The organism is Streptomyces sp. NPDC026301, from assembly GCF_055567935.1.
In genome coordinates this window covers 103,254-126,149 of the sequence record NZ_JBVHPN010000012.1, presented here as the reverse complement: position 1 = coordinate 126,149, position 22,896 = coordinate 103,254, and the positions used below count along the sequence as shown (strand labels likewise).

The 22,896-nt window shown below is 72.6% G+C and carries 22 protein-coding genes; 8 read left to right on the top strand and 14 right to left on the bottom strand.

Features of this window, described 5'->3' with window-relative positions; translation table 11 throughout:
- Window positions 1–38: 38 nt before the first annotated feature.
- From nrfD to fdh, 3 genes are read right to left on the bottom strand one after another with little or no spacing between them, the layout of a single operon-like run.
- Complete coding sequence (gene nrfD / locus ACZ4MH_RS22115; protein ID WP_467754648.1) at window positions 39–992, bottom strand: NrfD/PsrC family molybdoenzyme membrane anchor subunit; 954 nt, start codon at window positions 990–992, stop codon at window positions 39–41.
- Window positions 989–1,939, bottom strand: coding sequence for a 4Fe-4S dicluster domain-containing protein (locus ACZ4MH_RS22110; protein ID WP_351596833.1), 951 nt, complete (start codon window positions 1,937–1,939; stop codon window positions 989–991). The genes nrfD and ACZ4MH_RS22110 overlap by 4 nt, the downstream gene beginning before the upstream one ends.
- Window positions 1,936–5,211, bottom strand: coding sequence for a formate dehydrogenase (gene fdh / locus ACZ4MH_RS22105; protein WP_351596830.1), 3,276 nt, complete (start codon window positions 5,209–5,211; stop codon window positions 1,936–1,938). Before fdh ends, ACZ4MH_RS22110 begins: the two co-directional genes overlap by 4 nt.
- 220 nt (window positions 5,212–5,431) lie before the next feature.
- On the opposite strand from fdh, the gene ACZ4MH_RS22100 reads away from it, so the two are divergent.
- Window positions 5,432–5,989: a cysteine hydrolase family protein gene (locus ACZ4MH_RS22100; protein WP_351596827.1), complete on the top strand. Its 558-nt coding sequence runs from the start codon at window positions 5,432–5,434 to the stop codon at window positions 5,987–5,989.
- Window positions 5,990–6,074: 85 nt separating this feature from the next.
- The gene (locus tag ACZ4MH_RS22095) at window positions 6,075–6,407 is read left to right on the top strand and encodes a plasmid stabilization protein (RefSeq protein WP_351596824.1); all 333 of its coding nucleotides are present in this window, start codon (window positions 6,075–6,077) and stop codon (window positions 6,405–6,407) included.
- Between the two features lie 17 nt (window positions 6,408–6,424).
- Here the strand turns inward: ACZ4MH_RS22095 and ACZ4MH_RS22090 are convergent, their stop codons facing one another.
- From ACZ4MH_RS22090 to ACZ4MH_RS22065, 6 genes are read right to left on the bottom strand one after another with little or no spacing between them, the layout of a single operon-like run.
- Entirely contained in the window at window positions 6,425–7,810 is a 1,386-nt protein-coding gene (locus ACZ4MH_RS22090; protein ID WP_351596821.1) for an alpha/beta hydrolase family protein, read from the bottom strand.
- Window positions 7,810–9,132: an MFS transporter gene (locus ACZ4MH_RS22085; RefSeq protein WP_467754647.1), complete on the bottom strand. Its 1,323-nt coding sequence runs from the start codon at window positions 9,130–9,132 to the stop codon at window positions 7,810–7,812. Before ACZ4MH_RS22085 ends, ACZ4MH_RS22090 begins: the two co-directional genes overlap by 1 nt.
- Window positions 9,129–9,584, bottom strand: a complete 456-nt coding sequence (locus ACZ4MH_RS22080) for a MaoC family dehydratase (RefSeq protein ID WP_351596816.1) — start codon at window positions 9,582–9,584, stop codon at window positions 9,129–9,131. The genes ACZ4MH_RS22085 and ACZ4MH_RS22080 overlap by 4 nt, the downstream gene beginning before the upstream one ends.
- 35 nt (window positions 9,585–9,619) lie before the next feature.
- Window positions 9,620–11,125, bottom strand: coding sequence for an o-succinylbenzoate--CoA ligase (gene menE / locus ACZ4MH_RS22075; protein ID WP_351596813.1), 1,506 nt, complete (start codon window positions 11,123–11,125; stop codon window positions 9,620–9,622).
- Between the two features lie 52 nt (window positions 11,126–11,177).
- The gene (locus tag ACZ4MH_RS22070) at window positions 11,178–12,044 is read right to left on the bottom strand and encodes an amidohydrolase family protein (protein ID WP_351596842.1); all 867 of its coding nucleotides are present in this window, start codon (window positions 12,042–12,044) and stop codon (window positions 11,178–11,180) included.
- An 18-nt stretch (window positions 12,045–12,062) separates the two neighbouring features.
- Window positions 12,063–12,998, bottom strand: a complete 936-nt coding sequence (locus ACZ4MH_RS22065) for an SDR family NAD(P)-dependent oxidoreductase (RefSeq protein ID WP_351596810.1) — start codon at window positions 12,996–12,998, stop codon at window positions 12,063–12,065.
- A 226-nt stretch (window positions 12,999–13,224) separates the two neighbouring features.
- Here ACZ4MH_RS22065 and ACZ4MH_RS22060 point away from each other — a divergent pair, with 226 nt between their 5' ends.
- Window positions 13,225–13,713 (top strand): MarR family winged helix-turn-helix transcriptional regulator, encoded by a 489-nt coding sequence (locus ACZ4MH_RS22060; protein ID WP_351596808.1) that lies wholly within the window; start codon window positions 13,225–13,227, stop codon window positions 13,711–13,713.
- On the opposite strand, the gene ACZ4MH_RS22055 is transcribed toward ACZ4MH_RS22060, so the two are convergent.
- Window positions 13,710–15,401 carry an IclR family transcriptional regulator domain-containing protein gene (locus ACZ4MH_RS22055; RefSeq protein ID WP_351596840.1) on the bottom strand — a complete coding sequence of 564 codons (1,692 nt, stop codon included), beginning with the start codon at window positions 15,399–15,401 and terminating at the stop codon, window positions 13,710–13,712. The two genes, ACZ4MH_RS22060 and ACZ4MH_RS22055, sit on opposite strands and share 4 nt — an antisense overlap.
- A gap of 185 nt (window positions 15,402–15,586) precedes the next feature.
- Here ACZ4MH_RS22055 and ACZ4MH_RS22050 point away from each other — a divergent pair, with 185 nt between their 5' ends.
- The 5 genes from ACZ4MH_RS22050 (at window position 15,587) to ACZ4MH_RS22030 (ending at window position 19,944) form a co-directional block, all read left to right on the top strand.
- Window positions 15,587–16,783, top strand: a complete 1,197-nt coding sequence (locus ACZ4MH_RS22050; protein ID WP_351596805.1) for a 4-hydroxybenzoate 3-monooxygenase — start codon at window positions 15,587–15,589, stop codon at window positions 16,781–16,783.
- 91 nt (window positions 16,784–16,874) lie between these two features.
- A complete protein-coding gene (locus tag ACZ4MH_RS22045) occupies window positions 16,875–17,549 on the top strand; it encodes an HAD family hydrolase (protein WP_351596802.1) in 675 nt (224 codons plus the stop codon).
- Window positions 17,550–17,672: 123 nt separating this feature from the next.
- On the top strand, window positions 17,673–17,996 hold the full coding sequence (locus ACZ4MH_RS22040; protein WP_351596799.1) for a hypothetical protein: 324 nt from the start codon (window positions 17,673–17,675) through the stop codon (window positions 17,994–17,996).
- Between the two features lie 26 nt (window positions 17,997–18,022).
- A complete protein-coding gene (locus ACZ4MH_RS22035) occupies window positions 18,023–19,255 on the top strand; it encodes a cytochrome P450 (protein ID WP_351596838.1) in 1,233 nt (410 codons plus the stop codon).
- Window positions 19,256–19,281: 26 nt separating this feature from the next.
- On the top strand, window positions 19,282–19,944 hold the full coding sequence (locus tag ACZ4MH_RS22030) for a chemotaxis protein CheB (RefSeq protein ID WP_351596797.1): 663 nt from the start codon (window positions 19,282–19,284) through the stop codon (window positions 19,942–19,944).
- Window positions 19,945–20,007: 63 nt separating this feature from the next.
- On the opposite strand, the gene ligD is transcribed toward ACZ4MH_RS22030, so the two are convergent.
- From ligD to ACZ4MH_RS22010, 4 genes are all read right to left on the bottom strand, one after another.
- Window positions 20,008–21,024 (bottom strand): non-homologous end-joining DNA ligase, encoded by a 1,017-nt coding sequence (ligD, locus tag ACZ4MH_RS22025; RefSeq protein ID WP_351596794.1) that lies wholly within the window; start codon window positions 21,022–21,024, stop codon window positions 20,008–20,010.
- 2 nt (window positions 21,025–21,026) lie between these two features.
- On the bottom strand, window positions 21,027–21,671 hold the full coding sequence (locus tag ACZ4MH_RS22020) for a DNA polymerase ligase N-terminal domain-containing protein (protein WP_351596791.1): 645 nt from the start codon (window positions 21,669–21,671) through the stop codon (window positions 21,027–21,029).
- Between the two features lie 100 nt (window positions 21,672–21,771).
- Window positions 21,772–22,176, bottom strand: a complete 405-nt coding sequence (locus tag ACZ4MH_RS22015; protein WP_351596788.1) for a VOC family protein — start codon at window positions 22,174–22,176, stop codon at window positions 21,772–21,774.
- Between the two features lie 197 nt (window positions 22,177–22,373).
- Window positions 22,374–22,814 (bottom strand): SPW repeat protein, encoded by a 441-nt coding sequence (locus tag ACZ4MH_RS22010; RefSeq protein WP_351596785.1) that lies wholly within the window; start codon window positions 22,812–22,814, stop codon window positions 22,374–22,376.
- Window positions 22,815–22,896: the final 82 nt, after the last annotated feature.

Here is a 22,896-nt window from a genome sequence, read left to right as displayed (position 1 = left end):
AAGCCGGCGGCCTGTGGACAACGCTACGCAGCGCCCCGCTAACCCCGCTCCTCCCGCCCCCGTCGCTGTGGTTCCACCGTGTACTTCGGGTCCTTCGCCGAGGCGATGCCGGCGTGGAAGATGCCGAAGCGGGTGAGGGCCGAGCCGGTCAGGAGGGCGAGGCCGCCCGCCACCGCTGCCGGGCGGCTGCGGTGGCCCAGTAGGCCGGCGGTCGCGGCGCCCGCCACGGTGAGGGCTTGCGCGCAGCGCAGCAGCTTGCCGGCCGTTCCCGTGCGGTAGGTCTCGGCGACCATGCCGAGCCGCCGCTCGGCCGCGGTGATGGCCGCCTTGTCGGCCGCCGCAGCCAGTAGCGCGGCGCACCGCGCGGGCGCGTTCTCCCCCGTCGGGGACGTCACCAGCGCCATGCCCGAGGCGGCGGCGGTCGCCGACGCGGCGAAGAGGTACGGCAGTTCGCGGTGGGCGCCGTGCCACGCGGGCACCGCCGTGTCCGCCGCGAGTACCGCCGTGTACGCCGTGACAGCCGGGCCGAGCAGTGCCGCGGCCCCCGTCGCGGCGGCGCCCACCCGCGGCAGCCGGCCGGTCACCGCGCTCGCCGCCGCCGCGCCCGCCAGCGGCCCGTACCCCGCCAGCAGCCACGAGCCCACGCTCATCGGGGAGGTCGGTTTGCACACCCGCAGCATGTTGAGGAAGCGGTCGGGGCGGCCCAGGTCGTGGATGAGGGCTGCGGTGGAGAGGGAGATTGCCGCGAGGGAGGAGAGCTTGAGTGCCTTCGCCATGGTGGGGCGGTCGGTCAAGTGGGCGCCTGCGGCCAGTACGGAGCCGGCGCCGGCCAGGCCGCCCGTGAAGAAGTACCCGGCGATGTCCCGGGCCTCCCACGCCGGGGCCTTGATGACGGGCCGTCCGTAGTACGAGTCGAACTCGGCCCGGGGGACCATCAGTTGCTCGCCCTTGCGCCGCCCGTCCTTATGGGGCCGGGCACGGGTGCCGCTCATCGCCGTCCCTTCCGTCGCAGGGTCGGGAGCGCGGGCAGGAGGAATGAGACCGCGGCGCCCGCCGCCAGGGACAGGGCCGCCGCGCCCGCGTGTTTCCACATCGCCGGCAGGTCGCGCGTGGTGACCACCGGGTCCGGTGGCAGTCCGTACACCTCCGGCTCGTCCAGGAGGAGGAAGAACGCGCCGTCGCCGCCGACGCCGTCCTCCGGGTCGTGGCCGTACAGCCGGGCGCCGGATACGCCCGCTTCCTGGAGCTGGTCGACGCGGAGGGCGGCTCGCTCGCGCAGTTCCTCCAGCGGGCCGAACTGGATCGAGTCGGTGGGGCAGGCCTTGGCGCAGGCCGGTTCCTGGCCGGCGCCGAGCCGGTCGTAGCACATCGTGCATTTGAAGGCCCGGCCGTCGTCCGCGCGCTGTTCGATCACGCCGTACGGGCAGGCCGGTACGCAGTAACCGCAGCCGTTGCAGATGTCCTCCTGGACCACGACCGTGCCGTACTCGGTGCGGAACAGCGAGCCGGTCGGGCAGACGTCCAGGCAGGCCGCGTGCGTGCAGTGCTTGCAGACGTCGGAGGACATCAGCCAGCGCATGTCCCCGGCGGGCCGCTGCGGGTCCGCCTCGGTGAGCGGGAGTTCCGTACGGCCGTCCGGCGCGGGTGGGTCCGCCGGTACCCGGCGCGGCGCCGACTGTTCGATGAAGGCGACGTGTCGCCAGGTGGAGGCGCCGAGGCCCTGGGTGTTGTCGTACGACATGCCGGTGAGCGACAGGCCGTCCTCGGGGATCGCGTTCCACTCCTTGCACGCCACCTCGCACGCCTTGCAGCCGATGCAGACGGAGGTGTCGGTGAAGAAGCCGACCCGGTCGGGCGGGTCCGGGTGACCCGCGTCCCCGGCAGGGTCCGGCTCCGGGCCGCTGAAGAGGCTGCCGGTCTCGAAGAAGACGCCGGTCATGACTGCTGCTCGCTTCCCGTGAGCTCGGTGATCCCGGCGCGCCGCCGGTAGTCGGCGACCAGCCGCGGCAGGTCGGGGCCGCGCGGCCGGCGGCCGGGTCGGATGTCGGCGGTCAGCGCCTTGTCCTCCTGGATGTGCGCGTTGGGATCCAGCGCGATGGCCACCAGCTCGTTGGCCGCGTCGCCGGTGACCGTGCCGTTGGGGCCCCAGTGGAACGGCAGGCCGATCTGGTGCACCGTGCGGCCCTGTACGGTCAGCGGCTTCATCCGCTCGGTGACCAGGACTCGTGCCTCGATGGCGTTGCGGGCCGTGATGACCGTGGCCCAGCCGGTGTGCGTGAGGCCCCGCTCCGCCGCCAGCTCCGGGGAGATCTCGCAGAAGAACTCCGGCTGGAGCTCGGAGAGGTACGGCGACCAGCGGCTCATGCCGCCCGCGGTGAAGTGCTCGGTGAGGCGGTACGTGGTGACTACGTAGGGGTAGGTCTCCGCGCCGGGCTCGTCGCCGCTGGGGTGGTAGCGGTTGCCGGGGCGCTGGTAGACCTGGCGCGCGGGCGAGCGGGACCGGGACGGGTACAGGGCGTTGGTGAACGGCGAGTCCTGCGGCTCGTAGTGCGTGGGCAGCGGCCCGTCCAGCAGCCCGGCGGGCGCGAACAGCCAGCCCTTGCCGTCGGCCTGCATGATGAACGGGTCGTCGCCGCGGAGGGCTTCGGGCCCCTCGGCGCCGTCCGGGGGCACGTACCCGGGCTCCTTGTCGGGTACAAAGTCCGGTACGTCGCGGCCGGTCCACTTGCCCGCCTCGGCGTCCCACCAGATGTACGCCTTGCGCTCGCTCCAGGGCGTGCCGTCGGGGCGGGCCGAGGCGCGGTTGTAGAGGATGCGGCGGTTGGCGGGCCAGGCCCAGGCCCATTCCGAGGCGACCCAGTCCTGTTCGGTATGCGGCTTGCGGCGGTCGGCCTGGTTCACGCCGTCCGCGTACACCCCGCAGTAGATCCAGCAGCCGCAGCTCGTCGAGCCGTCGTCCGCGAGCTGGGTGTACGCCGAGAGCGGCGCGCCGTCCGGGCCGCGGCCGTTGATCTCGGCCAGTACGGCGTCGGCGACCGGCTCGTCCAGCTCGCCCTGTACGGGATAGTCCCAGGCCAGGTCCTGGATCGCGCGGTCCATCGGGTCGGTGGAGGCGGCCAGCTTCTCCTTGATGCGGCGCCCCAGGTGGTACATGAACCACAGGTCGCTGCGCGCGTCGCCGTCCGGCTCGACCGCGGCGTGGTGCCACTGGAGCCAGCGGTTGGTGTTGGTGAAGGAGCCGGACTTCTCGGTGTGCGAGGCGGCGGGGAGGAAGAACACCTCCGTGCCGATGTCCTCGGTGCGCAGTTCACCGGACTCGATCTCCGGGCCGTCCTGCCACCACGTCGCCGATTCGATGAGGGAGAAGTCCCGGACCACCAGCCAGTCGAGGTTGGCCATGCCGAGGCGTTGCAGGCGGGTGTTGGCGGAGCCGACGGCCGGGTTCTCGCCCATCAGGAAGTAGCCCTTGCAGGCGCCGTCGAGCTGCGCGAGGACGATGTCGTACGCGCCGTGCGAGCCGGTCAGCCGCGGCAGGTGGTCGAAGCAGAAGTCGTTGTCGGGCGTCGCCGCGTCACCGTAGTACGCCTTCAGCAGGCTGACGAGATACGCCCGCATATTGCTCCAGAATCCCTTGTCCGTACGGCTCGCCGTGACGAACGTATCGAGATCCTCGTGCGCGTGGGCGTGCGGCATCGGCAGATATCCGGGCAGGAGGTTGAAGAGGGTGGGAATGTCGCTGGAGCCCTGGATGGAGGCGTGGCCGCGCAGTGCCTGAATTCCGCCGCCGGGCCGCCCGATGTTGCCCAGCAGCAATTGCAGGACGCTCGCCGCGCGAATGTACTGCGAGCCCACCGTGTGCTGCGTCCAGCCCACCGCGTACACGAAAGCGCTGGTGCGGTCCGGGCCGGAATTCTCGGTGAGGGCTTCGCAGACGCGCAGGAATGTCTCCCGCGGCACGCCGCAGATCTCCGCAACCATGTCGGGGGTGTAGCGCGCGTAGTGGCGCTTGAGGAGCTGGAAGACGCAGCGCGGGTGCTGCAGCGTCGGGTCCTGCTCGGCGCGGGACTCGGCCTGGGGGCCGCCCGAGCCGTGGGTCTCGGCGTGCCCCGCCGTGTGGAGGTGGCGCCCGGTCTCGGGGTCCTTCTGCAGCCGTTCGTCGTGCCGCTGTTCCACGTCGCCCGAGGGCGCCTGTACGTCGGCGCCCTGGTACTGCCAGGTCTCCGCTTCGTAGCGGTGCTTCTCCTCGTCCAGGCCCGAGAAGATCCCGTCCAGGTCCTCGGTGTCCTGGAAGTCCTCGCCGACCAGGGTGGCGGCGTTGGTGTACGCCAGGACGTAGTCGCGGAACTCCTTGCCCTCGGTCAGTACGTGGTTGATGATCCCGCCGAGGAACGCGATGTCCGTGCCGGCCCGCAGCGGTACGTGCAGGTCGGCGAGGGCGCTGGTGCGCGTGAAGCGCGGGTCGACGTGGATGACCGTCGCGCCGCGGGCCTTGGCCTCCATGACCCACTGGAAGCCGACCGGGTGCGCCTCGGCGAAGTTGGAGCCCTCGATGACGATGCAGTCGGCGTGCTGGAGGTCCTGCATGAAGGTGGTCGCGCCGCCGCGCCCGAAGGACGTGCCGAGCCCGGCGACCGTGGAGCTGTGGCAGACCCGCGCCTGGTTCTCCACCTGGACGATGCCGAGCCCGGTCAGCAACTTCTTGATCAGATAGTTCTCTTCGTTGTCGAGCGTCGCGCCGCCGAGGCTGGCGATGCCGAGCGTACGGGCCACGCGCTTGCCGTCGACCTCCCACTCCCAGGTCTCGCGGCGGGTCTCGATGACCCGGTCGGCGATCATGTCCATGGCGGTGTCGAGGTCGAGCGGCTCCCAGTCGGTGCCGTGCGGACGCCGGTACAGCACTTGGTGGCGGCGTGCGTCGCCCGTCGTCAGCTGGAGCGTCGCCGAACCCTTGGGGCACAGCCGCCCCCGGCTGATGGGGGAGTCGGGGTCGCCCTCGATCTGGACGACGCGCTCGTCCTTGACGTACACCTGCTGGCCGCAGCCGACCGCGCAGTACGGACAGACCGACTGCACCACCCGGTCGGCGGTGTCCGTACGCGGGCGCAGTTCCTCGGTGTACGCGGACATCGCGGCGCGTCCGCGGCCGAGCGGGTCCTTGCCGGTGAGCTGCCGGTACACGGGCCAGTCGCGGATCAGCCGCTGTACGCCCATGGGTCCTCCCGCCGTCGGTGCCCGGTGCCCGGGGCCCCGTGATGAATGCCTCCAGGGTTGCCCCTGATGCGGCCGGGTGCCCGCCGACAGGCCGCTCACACCCGCCAATCGGGCGAGCGGCCGCGGCCACGGCGTGCGCCGTCCGCCGGCCCGGGACCCGAGGCCCGCCGGCCCGCGGCCCCGAGGTGAGAACCGCGCGCGTGCGGTGAACCCTGGAGGCGTGAGTCACACCGCCCTCATCGTCATCGACATGATCAACACCTACGACCACGAGGACGCCGATCTGCTGCTGTCCTCGGTGCGCGAGGCGCTGCCCGCCGTCGTCCGGCTCATCGAACGGGCGCGCGAGGACGGCGTACCGGTGATCTACGCCAACGACAACTTCGGCGAGTGGCGCTCGCACCACGGCGAGATCCTGCAGACCGCGCTCGCCGGGCCGCACGCGGAACTGGTGGACCCGATCCGCCCCGACGACTCCTCGCTGTTCATCGTCAAGGCCCGGCACTCGATCTTCTACGAGACGCCGCTGGCGTACCTGCTCTCCCAGCTCGGCATCGACCACGTCGTGCTGTGCGGCCAGGTCACCGAGCAGTGCGTGATGTACTCCGCGCTGGACGCGCACATCCGGCACCTGAAGGTCACCGTCCCGGACGACGCGGTCGCCCCCATCCACCCCGACCTCGCCGACGCGGCGCTGCGCATGATGGAACGGAACATGAACACCCGCATCTGCACGGTCGCCACGCTGGACTGGGACGCGGCCGCGCGGCGTGATTGACGGCCGCCGTGCCGGGCACTCGGGTGGCGGAAAGGAAGCCGAGCGGAACGCGAGGCGCGTTCCGCGGTACGGAAAGGGGCGCGTGATGCCCAGCGGCTCCAACGCGAAGCGCGAACGGCAGTACGAGCACATCAAGGAAGGCGCCGAGCAGCGCGGTACCTCCTCCGGGCGGGCGAAGGAGATCGCCGCGCGGACGGTCAACAAGGAGCGGGCCCGCTCCGGCGAGTCGAAGTCGGCGAGCAGGACCTCCACCCAGGACACGAAGTCCGCGCCGGAACGCGGCGGGCAGCGCTCCGGCAACCGCACGGGCCCCAAGGGCCCGACGAAGGACCAGCTCTACAACGAGGCAAAGCAGAAGAACATCGACGGCCGCTCCTCGATGACCAAGGACGAACTGGCGAAGGCACTGGGCCGCTGACCGCCCCGCCGCGCGCCCTACTGCCCGTCGCCCGGGTGCGCCAGATCGTAGGGACGCGGATACGGTCCCGGGCGGAAGGCCAGGTAACGCGCCTCCGTCGTCGGGTCGGACCGCCGTGCCTCCGTGTTGAGCGCGCCGGGCGAGGTGTCGCCCCAATGCCCGGTGGTCACCCGATGGTCGACCGTGTGCAGGGCCGCGAGCTGCTCGGCGGGGGTGAACGCGCAGTGACCGGCGTTGTCGACAAATCCCTGGCGCAGCAGCGCCCCGGATCCGGCGGCCGTGACGGCGCGCTGGTGCGCCGAGGTGACCTGGACCGGGACCAGCGGATCGCCGGTGGTGTGCACGTCCAGCTGCGGGGTGCGCAGCTGCCCGGTGAAGGCGATGTTGCGGGTCATGTAGCGGACGGCGGCGGGATCGGCCTTGACGCGGGGCGCGTCGGCGAGCGTACGGAGGTCGTCGCGCAGCGACAGCCCCGCCGACCTGTAGAGCGCGTCGACCTCCTTGAAACCGGATGACCTGCGCAGCATCGCCGCGTAGTCCACGCTCGTGTTCCAGGACATGTTCCCGTCGGCCCGCTGCTCGGCCTCCTGGCGGCGCCGGAAGGCGGCGTCCAGCAGCATCGTGCTGACCGCCCGGTACTGGTTGGCCTGCTGTGCCGGGTAGTCGTGCGGCGCGGGGCGGTCCTGTTCCGGATCGTTCCAGCCGGGGATGTTGTGCAGCGCGGCGGCCAGCGCGATCCGCGCCCGCCCGGCCGGGGTGCGCTGGGCGCCGGAGACGGCGGTGCCCAGCCGGCCAGCCGCCTGGTCCGCCTCGTCCCCGTCCGCGAAGCCGGTCAGCGGGATGCCGGACCGGGGCGCCAGCAGCGTCTTCAGCGCGAAGACCGGGTCCAGCGTGGAGTTCCAGTTGGCGACGCCGCCCTGGACGAGGCCGCACAGGGACAGCGAGCCGTCGATACGGCCGGGGTGCCGCTCGGCGATGGCGGTGGTGACCAGGCCGCCGTAGGACTCGCCCCAGGCGAGCGTGCGCCGTGCCGTACCGATGCGGTCGGCGAAGGCGTCGAGGGTGGCGACCTGGTCGGGCACCGCCTGCTCGACGGCCCAGCCGGTGGCGGAGTACGAGGACCCGGCGAGCGCGTACCCCTCCTCCAGCAGCAGCTTCTTCGTGGCCTCGTCGGAGGCGTCCATCGCCTCGTTGGGACTGCCGGCCGGCCGGTAGCCGTGGCTGAAGAGCAGCAGGGTGCCGTTCCAGTGGGCGGGCGTGTCGATCAGGTACGTGGCGCCGGACGGCAGCGTGCCTTCGAGGTGGTGCGAGGGTGCCGGTGTTGCGGCGGCGGGGGCGGCCGTGGCGGCGAGGAGCAGCGCGGCGACGGCCGCGCCGGTCCGCGCCCGCTTACGGACTCTCATCAACGGACTCCTTCAGGTAGGGGATGGGCTTCCTCGGCGTCGAACCGGTCGCGGCTGGTCTCCCTGACCCGCCACACCGTGAGGGCGGTGACGGCCGCGCCCGCCGTGAGCAGCAGCGCGACGGGCCCGCTGCCGCCGTACGAAGCGAGCAGGCTCCCGGCGATCAGCGGTGAGAAGCCTGCGCCCAGCAGCGTCGCGGTCTGGTAGCCGAGCGAGGCGCCGGTGTAGCGCACGCGGGTGCCGAACATCTCGGTGAGCAGCGCCCCCAGCGGCCCGTACATCGTGGACTGGGCGATGCCGTGCCCGAGGACGAGCGCCAGGATCAGCAGCCCGGGACTGCCGGAGTCGACCAGCGCGAACACCGGGAACGCGGTGGCGGCGGAGAGCACCGCGCCGGCCAGCACCACCGGCCGCCGCCCGAACCGGTCGGACAGCGCCCCGGCGCACGGCAGCACCAGCAGCGCCGTGCAGGAGGCGAGCGTGACGCCGGTGAGTACCTGCGTCCGCGTGAAGCCGTGCCCGACCGCGTACGACACCATGAAGCTGGTCAGCAGGGACTGGGCGGTGAACGGGCCGATGCCGACGCAGGCCGCCAGCAGCACCGCGCGCGGCTTGCGCAGCACGTCGAGGAGCGGCAGCCGGGCGGCGGTCCGCTGTTCCTTGACCGCGCGGAACAGCGGGCTCTCGGTGACCTTCAGCCGTACGTACAGCCCGGCGCCCAGCAGGACGATGCTGAGCAGGAACGGCACTCGCCAGCCCCAGATTCGGAACTGGTCGTCGGGCAGCGCGGCGACGAGGGTGACGACGACGGTGGACAGGACGGTGCCGAGCGGCGCGCCGAGCTGGGTGAGGCTGGTCCAGCGGCCGCGCGGCCGGCCGCCCGCGTGCTCGGCGACCATCAGCGTCGCGCCGCCCCACTCGCCGCCGATCGCGATCCCCTGGACGACGCGCAGCAGTACCAGCAGGACGGGCGCCCAGACGCCGATCGCGTCGTACGTCGGCAGCAGCCCGATGAGGAAGCTGCCGACGCCCATCAGCACCATCGTCGTCAGCATCATCGACTTGCGGCCGAGCCGGTCGCCGAAGTGCCCGAAGACGAGGCCGCCGAGCGGCCGGGCGAGATACCCGGCCGCGAAGGTTCCGAAGGCCGCGACGGTGCCGGCGGCGGGCGAGGCCGCGGGGAAGAACAGGTCGCCGAAGACGAGCGCGGCGACCGTGCCGTAGACCAGGAAGTCGTAGAACTCCACGGCCGTGCCGAGGAGTCCGGAGAGCGCGACCCGCCGCAGCTGCCGGGTGTCCGGCAGGTCGCTCACGGCCGTCATCCGTAGAAGCGGGAGAGGCTGCGCAGGACGCAGGCGGGCTTCGTACCGCCCTCGATCTCGACCGTGCCGTCCACCGCGATCTGCACCCCGCCCTTCACCTCGTCCACGGAGGCGAGCGTGGCGGCCAGCCGGATGCGCGAGCCGACCTTCACGGGGGAGGGGAACCGCACCTTGTCCAGGCCGTAGTTGACCTTCGTGGTGACGCCCTGCACGTCGAGGAGGCCGGTGAAGAGCGGAATGAAGAGCGAGAGCGTCAGATAGCCGTGCGCGATCGGCGCGCCGAACGGGCCCTGCGCCGCCTTCTCCGGGTCGGTGTGGATCCACTGGTGGTCGCCGGTGGCGTCGGCGAAGGTGTCGATGCGGTCCTGGGTGACGTCCAGCCAGTCGCTCGTGCCGAGGTCGCTGCCGGCGAGCTTCTTGAGTTCGTCGATGCCGTGGACGGTGATGCTCATGAGGTGTTCTCCGTAAGACATAAGAGAGGAAGGCGTCAGCGCGTGCCGAAGAGCGCGCGGACGCGGGGCTTGAGGAGCTTTCCGGAGGCGGTGCGCGGCAGTTCGTCCGCCACCACCACCGACTTGGGGATCTTGTACTTGGCCAGCCGGCCGGCGAGCGCGGCGAGCACCTCGGCCGGGTCCAGGGCGCAGCCCTCCCGGGCGACGACCACGGCACGCGGCACCTCGCCCCACCGCTCGTCCGGTACGCCGATCACGGCGCACTCGGCGATGCCGGGGTGGGCGAGCAGGGCGTTCTCCACCTCGGCGGGGTAGACGTTCTCGCCGCCCGAGATGATCATGTCCTTGAGGCGGTCCACGACGGTGACATAGCCGTCCGCGTCGATCCGGGCCGCGTCGCCGGTGCGGAACCAGCCGTCGGCGAACGCGGCGGCGCTCTCCTCGGGCAGGCCCCAGTAGCCGGGCATCACGTTCGGGCCGCGCACCAGCACCTCGCCGGCCTCGCCGACGCCGGCCGCCGTCAGATCGGGCCGCACCACCCGCACGTCCGTGAAGAAGTGCGGCACCCCGGCCGAGCCCGCCTTCGTGATGGCGTGCTCACCGTCGAGGAAGAGCGCGCCGGGGGACGCCTCCGTCATGCCGTACCCCTGCTGGAAGGTCAGCCCGCGCTCCTGGTACGCGGCGATCAGCGGCCCGGATACGGGCGAGCCGCCGCAGGTCAGGATGCGCAGCGAGGACAGATCGGCGGCCGGCCAGCGCGGGCTGTGCGCGATCCGCTCGTACATCGTGGGCACGCCGAACATGAAGGTGATCCGGTGCTCGGCGATCAGGTCGAAGGTGGCGTCGGGGTCGAAGGACTCCACCAGCACGCAGGTGCCGCCCTTGAGCAGGACCGGCAGGGTGAGCATGTTCAGCCCGGCGGTGTGGAACAGCGGCGCGGAGACCAGCGCCACCTCGTCAGCGGTCAGGTCGGTGTCGACCAGGACGTTCAGCGCGTTCCAGGTGAGGTTGGCGTGCGTGAGCATCGCGCCCTTGGGGCGGCCCGTCGTACCCGAGGTGTACATGATGATGCACACGTCGTCGCCGGTGACCGGCTCGTCGAGCGGCTCCGCGGTGGCGCCCGCGAGCAACTCCTCGTACGCCGGGCCCACTTCGATGTACGTCCGTACCGTGGCGGCCGTGTCGCCCAGGCCGGCCACGAGGCCGGCGTGGGTGGGGGAGTGCACCAGCGTGACGGCGCCCGAGTCGGTGAGCTGGTACGCGATCTCCGGTCCGGCCAGGCGGGTGTTGAGCGGGACGAAGACCGCGCCCAGCGCGCCGGCGGCGAAGAACGTCTCCAGGAAGGCCGGGTGGTTGGGGCCGAGGTAGGCGATCCGGTCGCCGCGCCGGACGCCGGCCGCGCGCAGCGCGCGGGCCAGCCGGGTGGTGCGGTCGTGCAGTTCGGCGTAGGTGGTCGCCGCGCCTTCGTGGCGGACGGCGGTGCGGTGCGGGGTCTTGCGTGCCCGGCGGGCGGGCCACGACCCCAGTCCCTCGTTGCGCACAGCGGCTCTCCTTGGGTCCTTTCGGGGGCCGATCGGGGTCCTTGCTGTGGGGTCAGGCGAGCCCGAGCAGCCGGGCGGCGTTCTCCTTGAGGATCTTCGGCCGGACGGCGTCCTTGATCTCCAGCTTCGCGAAGTCCGCGAGCCAGCGGTCCGGCGTGAGCACGGGGTAGTCGGAGCCGAAGAGCACCTTGTCCTTCAGCAGCGTGTTGGCGTACTGCACGAGCTGCGGCGGGAAGTACTTCGGCGACCAGCCCGACAGGTCGATGTGCACCCCCGGCTTGTGCGTGGCCACCGCCAGCGCCTCGTCCTGCCAGGGGAACGACGGATGGGCCAGGATGATCTTCAGGTGCGGGAAGTCGGCCGCCACGTCGTCCACGTGCAGCGGGTTGGAGTACTTCAGCCGGATCCCGCCGCCGCCCGGCACACCCGCGCCGATGCCGGTCTGCCCGGTGTGGAAGAGGGCGATCGCGCCGGTCTCCTCGATGACCTCGTAGAGCCCGTACGCCAGCCGGTCGTTGGGGAAGAACCCCTGGATGCTCGGGTGGAACTTGAAGCCGCGTACGCCGTACTCCTCGACCAGCCGCCGCGCCCGCTTCACCGCCGCCTTCCCGCGGAACGGGTCGAGCGAGGCGAACGGGATCAGCACGTCGGCGTTGGCCGCGGCGGCCTCGGCGACCTCCTCGTTCGGTACCGGCTCGGTGCCGGTCGCGGACTCGGCGTCCACGGTGAAGACGACGGCGGCCATCTTCCGCTCGCGGTAGTACGCCGCCATCTCCGGCAGCGTCGGCTTCCGGTTGCCCTCGATCTTGAAGTACGCGCTGGAGGCGTCGGCCAGGTCGGCGTCGAGGGACGCCTGGCCCTTGCTGGAGACCTCGGCGTGGGTGTGCACGTCGATGGCGACCAGTTCGTCCACGTTCATCGCGCCGGTCGTCATGGCTCACGCCTCCGGGACGACGGGGGCGGGGATGCCCACGGACTGCGGCTCGCGGCCCACGCTCGTGTGCCAGGCGGCCGCGACGGTCTCCGGGCGCCAGCCGCCGTCCGCGTACGCCACGGACACCTCCTGCGGGTGCGACCACAGGGAGAGCTTGTCGCCGCCGATGCCGACGCACTGGCCGGTGACGTCCTTCGCCGCGTCCGAGGCGAGGAAGGGCACCAGCGCGGCGCAGTCCTCGGCCGTGCCGAAGCCCTCGCCCTTGCGCAGGAAGTCCGGCAGCGGCGCGCCCTGCTTCATGGCCTCGATGTACGGCGCGAACGCCGGGATCGTCTCGGTCATCGCGGTCGCCGCGACCGGCACGATCGCGTTGACCGTCACCCCGGCCCGCGCCAGCTCCATCGACCAGGTACGCGTCATGGCGGCGATGCCGGCCTTGGCGGCGGCGTAGTTGGTCTGGCCGAAGTTGCCGCGCTGCCCGGCGGGCGAGCCGACCAGGATCAGCCGGCCGCCCTCGCCCTGCTCCCGCATCCGCACGGCGGCGGCCCGGGCGCAGGTGAAGGTGCCCTTGAGGTGGGTGGTGAGCACGGCGTCGAAGTCGTCGTCGGTCATCTTCCACAGCACGCGGTCCCGCAGGATGCCCGCGTTGGTGACCATCACGTCCAGCCGGCCGAACTCCTCGACCGCGCGGGCCACCAGCCGGTCGGCCGCCTCGGCGGTGCCGACCGCGACGGCCTCCGCGACGGCCCGGCCGCCGGCCTCGGTGATCGTCTTGGCGGCCTGCTCGGCCACGGCCTCGTCGAGGTCGTTGACGACGACGGAGGCGCCGGCCGCGGCGAGTGCCGAGGCGTATGCGAGGCCCAGGCCGCGGCCGGAACCGGTCACGACGGCGACCTTGCCGGTGAGGTCGACGGGGGAGTGGGCAGTGGGTCCGGACATGGTGACGTCCTCTCAACAAGTGCGCAAAGCAAAGGAGTTGGGCATACGAGGCAATGAGCCGCGGAAGATCGTTCGGCTCGCGGCCCCGCCGAGATCGAAGCTAAGACCAATCATTGTTGACGTCAATGGTTGTTCTCGTAATCGAAAGTGCGGCATGCTGGGACCGCTGGTGAGATGGAGAGCCGGAGAGACCGCCCCGCCCGCGGGGCACCGAACAGGGAGCGCCATGACCCCCCAGGGAACGCCCACCGCCGAGGCCAGGCCCGTCGACGCCGACGAGCCGTGGATGCGGGGGCTGCACGCCGACACCGGATACCTGCTCTACCGGCTGGGCCTGCGCTCCGGACAGCTCTTCAACGCGGCCCTGGAGGAGTCCGGGCTCCGGCTGCGCCACTACGCCCTGCTGCGCTACCTCGCCACCGTCGAGGGCGCACCGCAGCGGGAGCTGAGCGAGCGGCTGGGGTACGACCCGAGCGCCATCGTCGGACTCGTCGACGACCTCGAACGGCTCCGCCTCGTCGAGCGCCGCCCGGCCCCCGCCGACCGGCGCCGCCGCATCGTCGTACTGGCCGAGGCCGGCCGTACGTACCTCCGGGACACCGACGAGGCCAGCCACCGCGTCACCGACGAACTGACCGGCCCGCTGTCGGAAGAGGAGCGCGACACGCTGCACGCGCTGCTGCTGCGGGTGGCGCAGCGGGACGAGGGGCTTTAAGTCGTCGGGATGGGTGCGAAGCGGCCCGCGATGTGCAGGTCCGCCTCGATGCCGGACACCGCGGCGCGCAGCTCCGGCAGGACGTCGGTGACGCAGTCCTCCGCGCTGCGGCGGACGGTGTGCATCGCGACGTTCACCGCCGCGACGACCTCGCCCGTGCCGTCGCGGACCGGTACGGCGATCGAGCGGAGGCCCTCCTCCAGCTCCTCCTCCACCAGTGCGTAGCCCTGACCGGCCACCCGGTCCAGTACGGCGGCGAGTTCGGCGGGATCGGTGACCGTCCGCGGGGTCAGCGGCTGCGCTTCGGTGCGCGCGAGCCGTGCGGACCGCTCGGCGGGCGGCAGGCCGGCCAGCATCACCCGGCCGAGCGCGGTGGCATACGCGGGCAGCCGGGTGCCGGTGGTGATGTTGACGCTCATCACGCGGGTGGTGGCGACCCGCGCCGTGTACTGGATGTCGTCGCCCGCGAGCACGGCCAGGGACGCCGAATCGTGCACGCGCGCCGCGAGCGTGGCGAGGTGCGGCGCGGCGATCCGGGGGAGCGACGTACGGGAGAGCGGGGGATAGCCGAGTGCCAGCACCCGCGGGGTGAGCCGGAAGGCGCGCCCTTCGGAGGTGACGTACCCCAGGTGTTCCAGGGTGATCAGGGCCCGGCGGGCCGTGGCCCGCGCCAGCCCGGTGGCCTCGGCGGCCGCTGACAGCGTCAGCTCGGCGCGCCCGGCGCCGAACGCCGTCAGCACGGTCAGGCCGCGGGCCAGCGACTCGATGAACTCCCGGCCCAGTTCCTGCTTGGAGGCGGCCGTCCAGGCGGCGAGCGGTGCGGGCGGCGGGACGGCCGCCTCCGCCGGCGTCTCCCGCGCCCGCCGCAGCTCCCGCTCCATGCCGTCCACGGTCTCCCGCAGCCGGGGCAGCAGCGTGTCCCGCAGCGAGGCGGCGCTGTGCCGGCTGGTGTGGCTCACCACGCTCACCGCGCACCTGACCGACCCCTCCGGGGCGCGTACCGGCACAGCCAGCGCGACCAGCCCCGGCTCGATCAGCTGGTCGTCCAGCGCCCACCCCTGTTCGCGCGCCTGCCGTGCAAGCTCCTCGAAGAGGTCGCCTTCCGCCGCGGCCCGTGCGGCGTCACGCGGCGGTACCGCAGGAAAGCCGCGGTCCTCCGGGTCGGCGGCCCGGCGCTCCCGCCAGCGCGCCCACTCCGCCTCGGTCCACTCCGCGGCGAACAGCGCGCCCGGCGCCGTGCGCTCGGCCGGCAGCAGGTCGCCGATGCGGAAGCTGAGGGACATCGCGCGGCGCCGGGTCGCCTGGTGCAGGAAGCGGATGCCGTCCCGGTCGGGGACCGCGAGGGACACCGACTCGTCCAGCGCGTCGGCGAGCGCGTCGGCGTGCCCGCCGAGCAGCCCGGGCAGCCGCAGCGCGGCGAGGTAGGCGTTGCCCAGCGCCATGACGCGCGGGGTGAGCGTGGCGTCCCGGCCGTCCAGGCGCACGAAGCCCATGCGGGCGAGGGTCGCGGTCACCCGGTCGACGGTGGAGCGGGCGAGGCCGGTGGCGCGCTCCAGCTCGCTCAGGCTCAGCGTGCCGTCGGCGTCGGTGAGCCGGCGCAGCACGGCGATGCCGCGCAGCAGCGGCGTCACGGCCTCGGCCGGTACCTCGCCGGCGGCGGGCGGCATCGTGGTCTCGGTCGGTGGCATCGGCTCTCCGTCGTGGATCTCCAGTACACCGTAATCGCCCATGATCAAACCGTTGACAGGCGTACGGGGCGGGCGCAGACTCATGGCCATGCGGTCGTGAACATTATTTCACTACGCGAACATCCGCCACAAGGAGCGGTACTCGAACCGATACCGCACCGTCCTCGACGACGAGGAGACACCACATGCACACCACCGTCGGGATCATCGGCGGCGGCCCCTCCGGCCTGCTGCTCGCCCGCCTGCTGCACACCGCCGGCATCGACAGCGTCCTGCTGGAGCGCCGCGACCGCGCCTACGTGGAGCAGCGCCAGCGCGCCGGAATCCTCGAACAGGCCACCGTGGACGCGCTGCGTGCGTGCGGGGCCGGGGCGCGGCTGGACGCGGAGGGCATGGTCCACGACGGCATCGAGCTGCGCTTCGACCGGCGCGCCCACCGCGTCGACTTCCCCTCCCTCGCCGACGGGCGCCGGGTGACGGTGTACGCGCAGACCGAGGTCGTCAAGGACCTCATCGCGCTCCAGCTCGCCGAGGGCGGCCCGCTGCTCTTCGAAGCGGACGTGCACTCCGTGGAGGGCGCCGACACCGACCGCCCGCTGATCCGCTACACCCACGAGGGCAAGGAACAGACCCTCACCTGCGACTACGTCGTCGGCTGCGACGGCTTCCACGGCGTCGCCCGCAACGCCGTACCGGAGCACCTGCGCACCACGTACGAGCGCGTGTACCCGTACTCCTGGCTCGGCATCCTCGCCGACGCGCCGCCCGCCGCCGACGAGCTGATCTACGCCCACTCCGACCGCGGCTTCGCGCTGGCCAGCATGCGGTCCCCGGCGGTCAGCCGGCACTACCTCCAGGTCCCCAACGGCACCGACCCCGCCGACTGGTCCGACGACCGCATCTGGGACGAGCTCGACGCCCGCTTCGCCCTCGACGCCGACCCCAGCTGGCGCCTCAAGCGCGGCCGGATCACGAGCAAGTCGGTCCTCCCGATGCGCAGCCACGTCACCGAACCGATGGCGTACGGCCGGGTCCTGCTGGCCGGCGACGCCGCGCACATCGTGCCGCCCACCGGCGCCAAGGGCCTCAACCTCGCCGCCGCCGACGTCATCGTCCTGGCCCGCGCGCTGACCCACTGGCACGCCACCGGCGCCACGGACCTCCTGGACTCCTACTCCGACACCTGCCTGCGCCGCGTCTGGCGCGCCGAGCACTTCTCGTACTTCATGACCACCACCCTCCACACCGCACCCGACCAGTCCCCCTTCGAGACCCGCCTCCAGCTCTCCCAGCTCGACCGCATCGCGACGTCCCCGCACGCCGCCGCCGAACTGGCCGAGAACTACACGGGTCTGCCGCTCCGCACGCAGCCGGTGGCCTGAGCGTTCACCCGTTCGGCCGGGGGCCGGGGTAGTCGGTGCCGCTGTGACGGGTACTCCGTACGCCGTACGTCCCGGACGGAAAGGCACAGTCATGGCACGCGCGGCACTGTTCGACGTCGACGGCACGCTCGCCGACACCAACCACCTCCACGTCACGGCGTGGTGGGAGGCGTTCCGGCAGCGCGGGCATCACGTGCCGATGACCGCCATCCACCACGCGCTCGGACGCCCGTCGAGCGATCTGATCGCCCATGTACTGGGGGAGGACCGGGACACCGGGCAGGACGCGGACATCAGCGCCGGGCACAAGACGCTGTACGCCACGTACTTCGAGCGGCTGCCCGCGATGGACGCCGCGGGCGAGCTGCTGCGCGCCCTGGCGGCACGCGGCTGGCGGAACGTGCTGGTCACCTCGGCCGGCGGGCACGAGCTGGGCGCGCTGCGCCGGGCCATCGACGCCGACGACGCCATCGTGGACACCGCGAGCGCGGACGACGTCAGCGAGGGCAAGCCCGCGCCCGAGCCGGTGGAACACGCCAGGAAGCTGGCCGGGGTGGCGGCGGAGCAGGCGGTGTTCGTGGGGGACTCGGTGTGGGACATGCAGGCCGCGAGCCGGGCCGGGGTCGGCGCGGTCGCCCTGCTGTGCGGCGGCATCCCGCGGGCCGATTTGGAGAAGGCCGGCGCCTCGGAGGTGTACGCGGACCCGGCCGACCTGCTGGCCCGGCTCGACGACAGCCTCTTCGCCCGGGTGGAGGAGGAGGAATGACCTTGTCCGTGATGCCGGATATGAGTTGGCGCACCATCATGAGTTGAGGCCCGTTCGGCGGGGCACCCGTGGAATCTCGTGCAGTCCCCGGAAGAGAGTCCCGGAAGGACGGAACGGAGCGTTATGACCCGGAAGAACGAGCAGGGCGAGAACGGGCGCAGCGCCGCCAAGGGCGCGGGCCGGGGCGACCCCCGGAGCCGGGACACGGCGGCGAAGGAGGTGCTGGCCGAGTTCGAGGACGCCGAGACGCGCGTCGCCGGCCCCGAACAGCGGCGGCACGTGGCCGGCGAGAGCGGGGACCCCCTGACCACCAGCCTGGACGCCCAGGAGTCCGTCGACGAGGGCGAGCGCGCGAAGGCCGGTACCCGGCCCGACCCGGACGAGCCCGCCCGCACCCGGCCGCCGCGCGCGAAGCGGCAGGGGTCCGCGCGGCCCGAGGAGGACTGAGCGCTGTGGGGGTGTCTTTGTCGTCCCTGTCCGACAGCACCGTGCCGCTGCTCCTGGAGGGGTACGCGTGGCTGCCCGACCGCAGGCGCCGCAACGGCGGCGCACCGGTCCGCACCCGGCTGCTGGGAAAGCCGGCGATCGCGCTGCACGGCCCGGATGCCGTGCGGTTCTTCTACGACGAGAGCCACATCCACCGCCGTGACGCGCTGCCGGGCCCGGTGCTCGACACGCTCTTCGGCCGCGGCGCGGTGCACACCCTCGACGGCGACCGGCACCGGGTGCGCAAGGCCCTCTTCGTGCACCTGCTCAAGGACGAGGAGGGCATCGCCGACCTGACCGAGCGCGCGGCCGCCGAATGGGAGCGGGCCCGCGCCGACTGGGCCGGCCGCCCGCGCGTCGTCCTCTTCGACGCGTTCGCGCTGCTGCTCACCCGCGCGGTTTGCGACTGGGCGGGCATCGCGCTCGACGACGACGGCGCGCAGGAGATGGCCGACGACCTGGTGGCGATGGTGGACGGCTTCGCGACGCCGGGGCCGCGCCACTGGCGGGCCCGCCGTGCGCGCGGCCGCCAGGAGGAGCGGCTGGCGCGCCGCATCGAGGACATCCGGCGGGCCGGGCCGGAGCACGAGGCGTCGGGCCGGCCGACCGGTTCGGCGCTGACGGAGGTGGCCCGGCACCTCGAGGTGGACGGCTCCCCGCTCGACGCGCACACGGCCGCCGTCGAGGTGCTCAACGTCATCCGGCCGACCGTCGCGGTCGCCTGGTTCCTCACGTTCGCCGCGCACGCCCTGCACCGCTGGCCCGAGCACCGCGCGCCGCTCGCCAAGGGCGACGCCGGGTACGCCCGCGGCTTCGCCCACGAGGTACGCCGCTTCTACCCCTTCGTGCCGTTCCTCGGCGGGCTGGCCGCACGCGACCTGGAGTGGCAGGGCGAGCGCATCGGGGCCGGCACGATGGTCCTGCTCGACGTCTACGGCCAGAACCACGACCCCGACCTGTGGCCACGCCCGTACACCTTCGACCCCACGCGCTTCACGGACGCCGAGCCGGGCCGCGACGACCTCATCCCGCAGGGCGGCGGCGAGGTCTCCAGCGGCCACCGCTGCCCGGGCGAGGACATCGTGCTCGCGCTGCTCCAGACCCTCGTACCCCTGCTGGCACGGCTGGAGTACCGGGTGCCGGAGCAGGACCTGACGGTGCCGCTGCACCGCGTTCCCTCGACGGTACGCGGCGGTTTCGTCGTCACCGGCGTCCGCTGACCGGGCGACGCGAGCAGGCGGCAGCCATGACGTCGTACGTCTCGAAATTCGACGGGGAGCCCGGCCTCGGACCCGAGGCCAGGTTCCCGGTCGTCGCGCTCGCGTCCTCGGCCGGCGGGCTCAACGCGCTGTTCCAGGTGCTCGGGCCGCTGCCCGCCGATCTGCCGGCGGCGGTCCTGGTGGCCCAGCACCAGCAGCCCGACCGTCCCAACAGGCTGCCGCAGCTGCTCGACGCCCGCTGTCGGCTGACGGTCCGCTCCGCCCGCGACGGGGACACCATGGAGCAAGGCACGGTGCTGGTCACCCCGCCCGGCCACCATCTGCTGGTGGTCAGCGACAACCGCATCGGGCTGATCGCCGTCGGCGAGCGCGCGGTGCCGCCGCGGCCGACGGCGGACATGATGCTGGCGACCCTGGCCGTGACCTGCGGGCCGCGGGCGCTGGCGGTGGTCCTCACCGGCGTCGGCACGGACGCCCAGTCCGGCATCCGCGCGGTCGCCTGCTGCGGCGGCCGGGCCCTCGCCCAGGACGAGGCGACGTCGGCGCACTTCGGGATGCCGGGCGCGGCGATCCGCACCGGCGAGGTGGACAAGGTGCTGCCGCTGACGGAGATCACCAAGGAGATCCACGCCCATGTGACCACGGTGGTGGAGGAGGGACCGGACAGCGGCGGCAGTGAGGCGTGCTGAGGTGTACGCGTACGACACGGTCCGAGGCGTACGCGTACGGCTCGTAAGCCGTGGGGCCCGGCGTCAGGCGGCCTCGCGCGGCTCCTCCCGCACCACCTCCGACGGCTCCTTGTCGTCCCGCAGGCCCAGGAACCGCGGGTGGCGCAGCATCCCGTCCCGGGTCCACTCCGTGAAGCCGACCTCGGCGACCAGCTCGGGGCGCACCCAGTGCGCGGCGCGCTCCCGTACCGGGGCCGCGAACGGCGAGCGGTCCGTCCCCAGTTCGTCCAGCAGCCCGCGGATGCGGTGCAGCGCGGCTCGGTCGTAGCCGGTGCCGACCTTGCCCGCGTACCGCAGCGTGCCGTCCGCGTAGTAACCCAGCAGCAGCGCGCCGAAACCGACGCGGCTGCCGGCCGGCTCGGTGAAGCCGCCGATGACGAACTCCTGGCCGCGCGCGCACTTCAGCTTCAGCCAGTCGGAGGAGCGGCGTGGCACGTAGGGACCGTCGGCGCGCTTGGCGATCAGTCCCTCCCAGCCCCGCTCGCAGGCGTCGGCCAGCCGCTGCGGCCCGCCCTCGTTGCGGTGCGGGGTGAAGCGCAGCGGGGAGACGAAGCGCAGGCTGCGGCGGAGCAGGGACTTGCGGGTGCGCAGCGGCAGCCGGGTGAGGTCCTTGCCGTCCAGCCGCAGCAGGTCGAAGACGTAGTACGTCACCGCCACCGAGCTGGCGCGGGCCTGCGCGGGGTCGGTGATGCCCATTCGCTGCTGGAGCCGGGAGAATTCGGTGCGGCCCTGCGAGAACGCGACGATCTCGCCGTCCACGGCGAAGTCGCGGGCGCTCTGGGCGGCCAGCGCGTCGGCGATCTCGGGGTAGGTGTCGTTCACGGTCCGGCCGGTACGGGACAGCAGCCGGGTGCGGGTTCCGTCGCGTACGGCCAGCGCCCGGACGCCGTCCAGCTTGCGTTCGAAGATCCAGCCCTCGTCGAAGTCCCGGCGGTCGGAGAGCACGGCGAGCATGGGGTGGGCTGCCAGCTGTTCGCCCGAGGGCGCGTCGGCCAGCAGCCGTCGTTCTTCGCCGGGCAGCGACTCCAGCAGCCCCGCCACGCTCAGCGCTCCTTGCCCTCGTCGGCGCTCTCGTCGGCCGCGACCTGGCCGAGCGTCCGCCCGCTGCGCGCGGACTTGGCCCGGCGCGGGTCCGGTGTGCCGCGCTGCCCGGCCCGCTCGTCGTTCTCCTTCACCAGCAGCCAGGACTCCCGGCCCTCGGACTCCGCCGTGCGGAAGCGGGTGAGCGCGTAGCCGCCGCGCAGCTTCTCGCCGTCCATCCAGAACGTGGCGTGCCCGTGCTCCAGCCGCTCGGCGAAGGTGGCGTCGCGGTCCTTGCGCTTCTTGGGCGGGAGCGGGCGGTACGTGCCCTGGTCCCACACGATCACCGTGCCGCCGCCGTACTCGCCCTTCGGGATCACGCCTTCGAACTCGCGGTACTCCATGGGGTGGTCCTCGGTCGGCATCGCCAGCCGTTTGTCGTGCGGGTCGGTGGAGGGGCCCTTCGGGACGGACCAGGACTTCAGTACGCCGTCGACCTCCAGCCGGAAGTCGAAGTGCATGGTCGAGGCGTCGTGGATCTGCACCACGAAGACCGGGTCGCCGCCGTCGGCGGGCGGCGGCCCGCCGGCCTCCTTGCCCCGCGGCTCACGGGTCCGCTCGAAGTCGCGCTTGCTCTCGTACGTCGACAGTCCTCGCTCGCCCTGCACGGCAACCCCTTCCTGCTGATGGCCGCTGGTGTCAACTGCCGCTGGTGTCACTGTCGCGCACCGGCACGGGTGGCGCACGCGGGAGCGGCGCGGCGGGCGGTCAGACGGAGCGCAGCGCGAAGGAATGGCCTCCGGGGTCCCCGAAGATGCGTACCTTCTCGATGCCTTCCTTCCGCTCGGACTCCATCGGGTGTCCGCCGTAGTCGATCACCTGGCGTTCCACGTCGTCCATGCGGTCCTTGGGCACCAGCAGGTGCAGATGGGCCTGCTGGGAGTCGTGGGGCCGGGGCCAGGCGGGCGGCGCCGCGCCGTGGTCCCGCCGGAACGCCATCCGCGTTCCCTGGTTGCCGGCGATCTCGATGAGTTCGACGCCCAGCTCCGCCGGCAGTTCGGCGCCGATCAGCTTCGCGTAGAACTCCGCGACCGGCTCCGGCTCCGCGCAGTCCAGCACCACTACCCCGGCCTCCACGAAAACGGTGGAATCCGGATCCGGATTCAGTGTCATCGCACGCCCCTCCCCGAAATCGTCCACCCGGCGCCTGCCGCCGGGTGGTGCGGAGGCGAGTAGCCGGGGGCGGCCGAATCATGCGTGGGGCGGGGGCGGTGGGGCCTGCGGACGGCTCCCGGCCGGCCCGCTGGGGCCGGCCGGCCTGTCCGGTGTTGCGCTGTGGGGCCTTCCTTTCTCCGGTCTCCCGTCGGCGGCTACGCCCGCTTGCCGCTCCTCGCGGCCGCGCCCACACAGACGAGCCCGAGCAGGGCGGTCAGGGCGCCGACGATGATGTTGTTGACGACCACTCCGGCGTCGGGGCTGCTGCCGACGATCCACGGCGAAACGATCAGCCACACGCCGATGGCGGACATGGCCCAGCTCAGGCCGTACATCCGCTCCGGTGTAGTGGTGAAGCCGAGCGCCATCAGGCCGATGGCGATGCCCAGGATGAGGTTGTGGGTCACCAGGGCGGGCTGGTTCGCGGTGAAGTGGAGGATCCAGGGCGAGACGGCGCAGTACAGACCGACGAGGAAGACCGGTCCGTCCACGAGCGCCACATCGCGACCGCCGAGCATGCGGGCGTACCTGTCCCGCATCTCGGGAACATCAGGGTGACTGGCGATATCGCCTCTGGTGTGTGAGACGTCTGCCATCAGACTCGTCTCCTTCGTTCTCTGCGGCCCTGCCCGCTGATGCGGCAAGCGCCGCTAGGGCCATCTTGCGCTTATTTCCTCC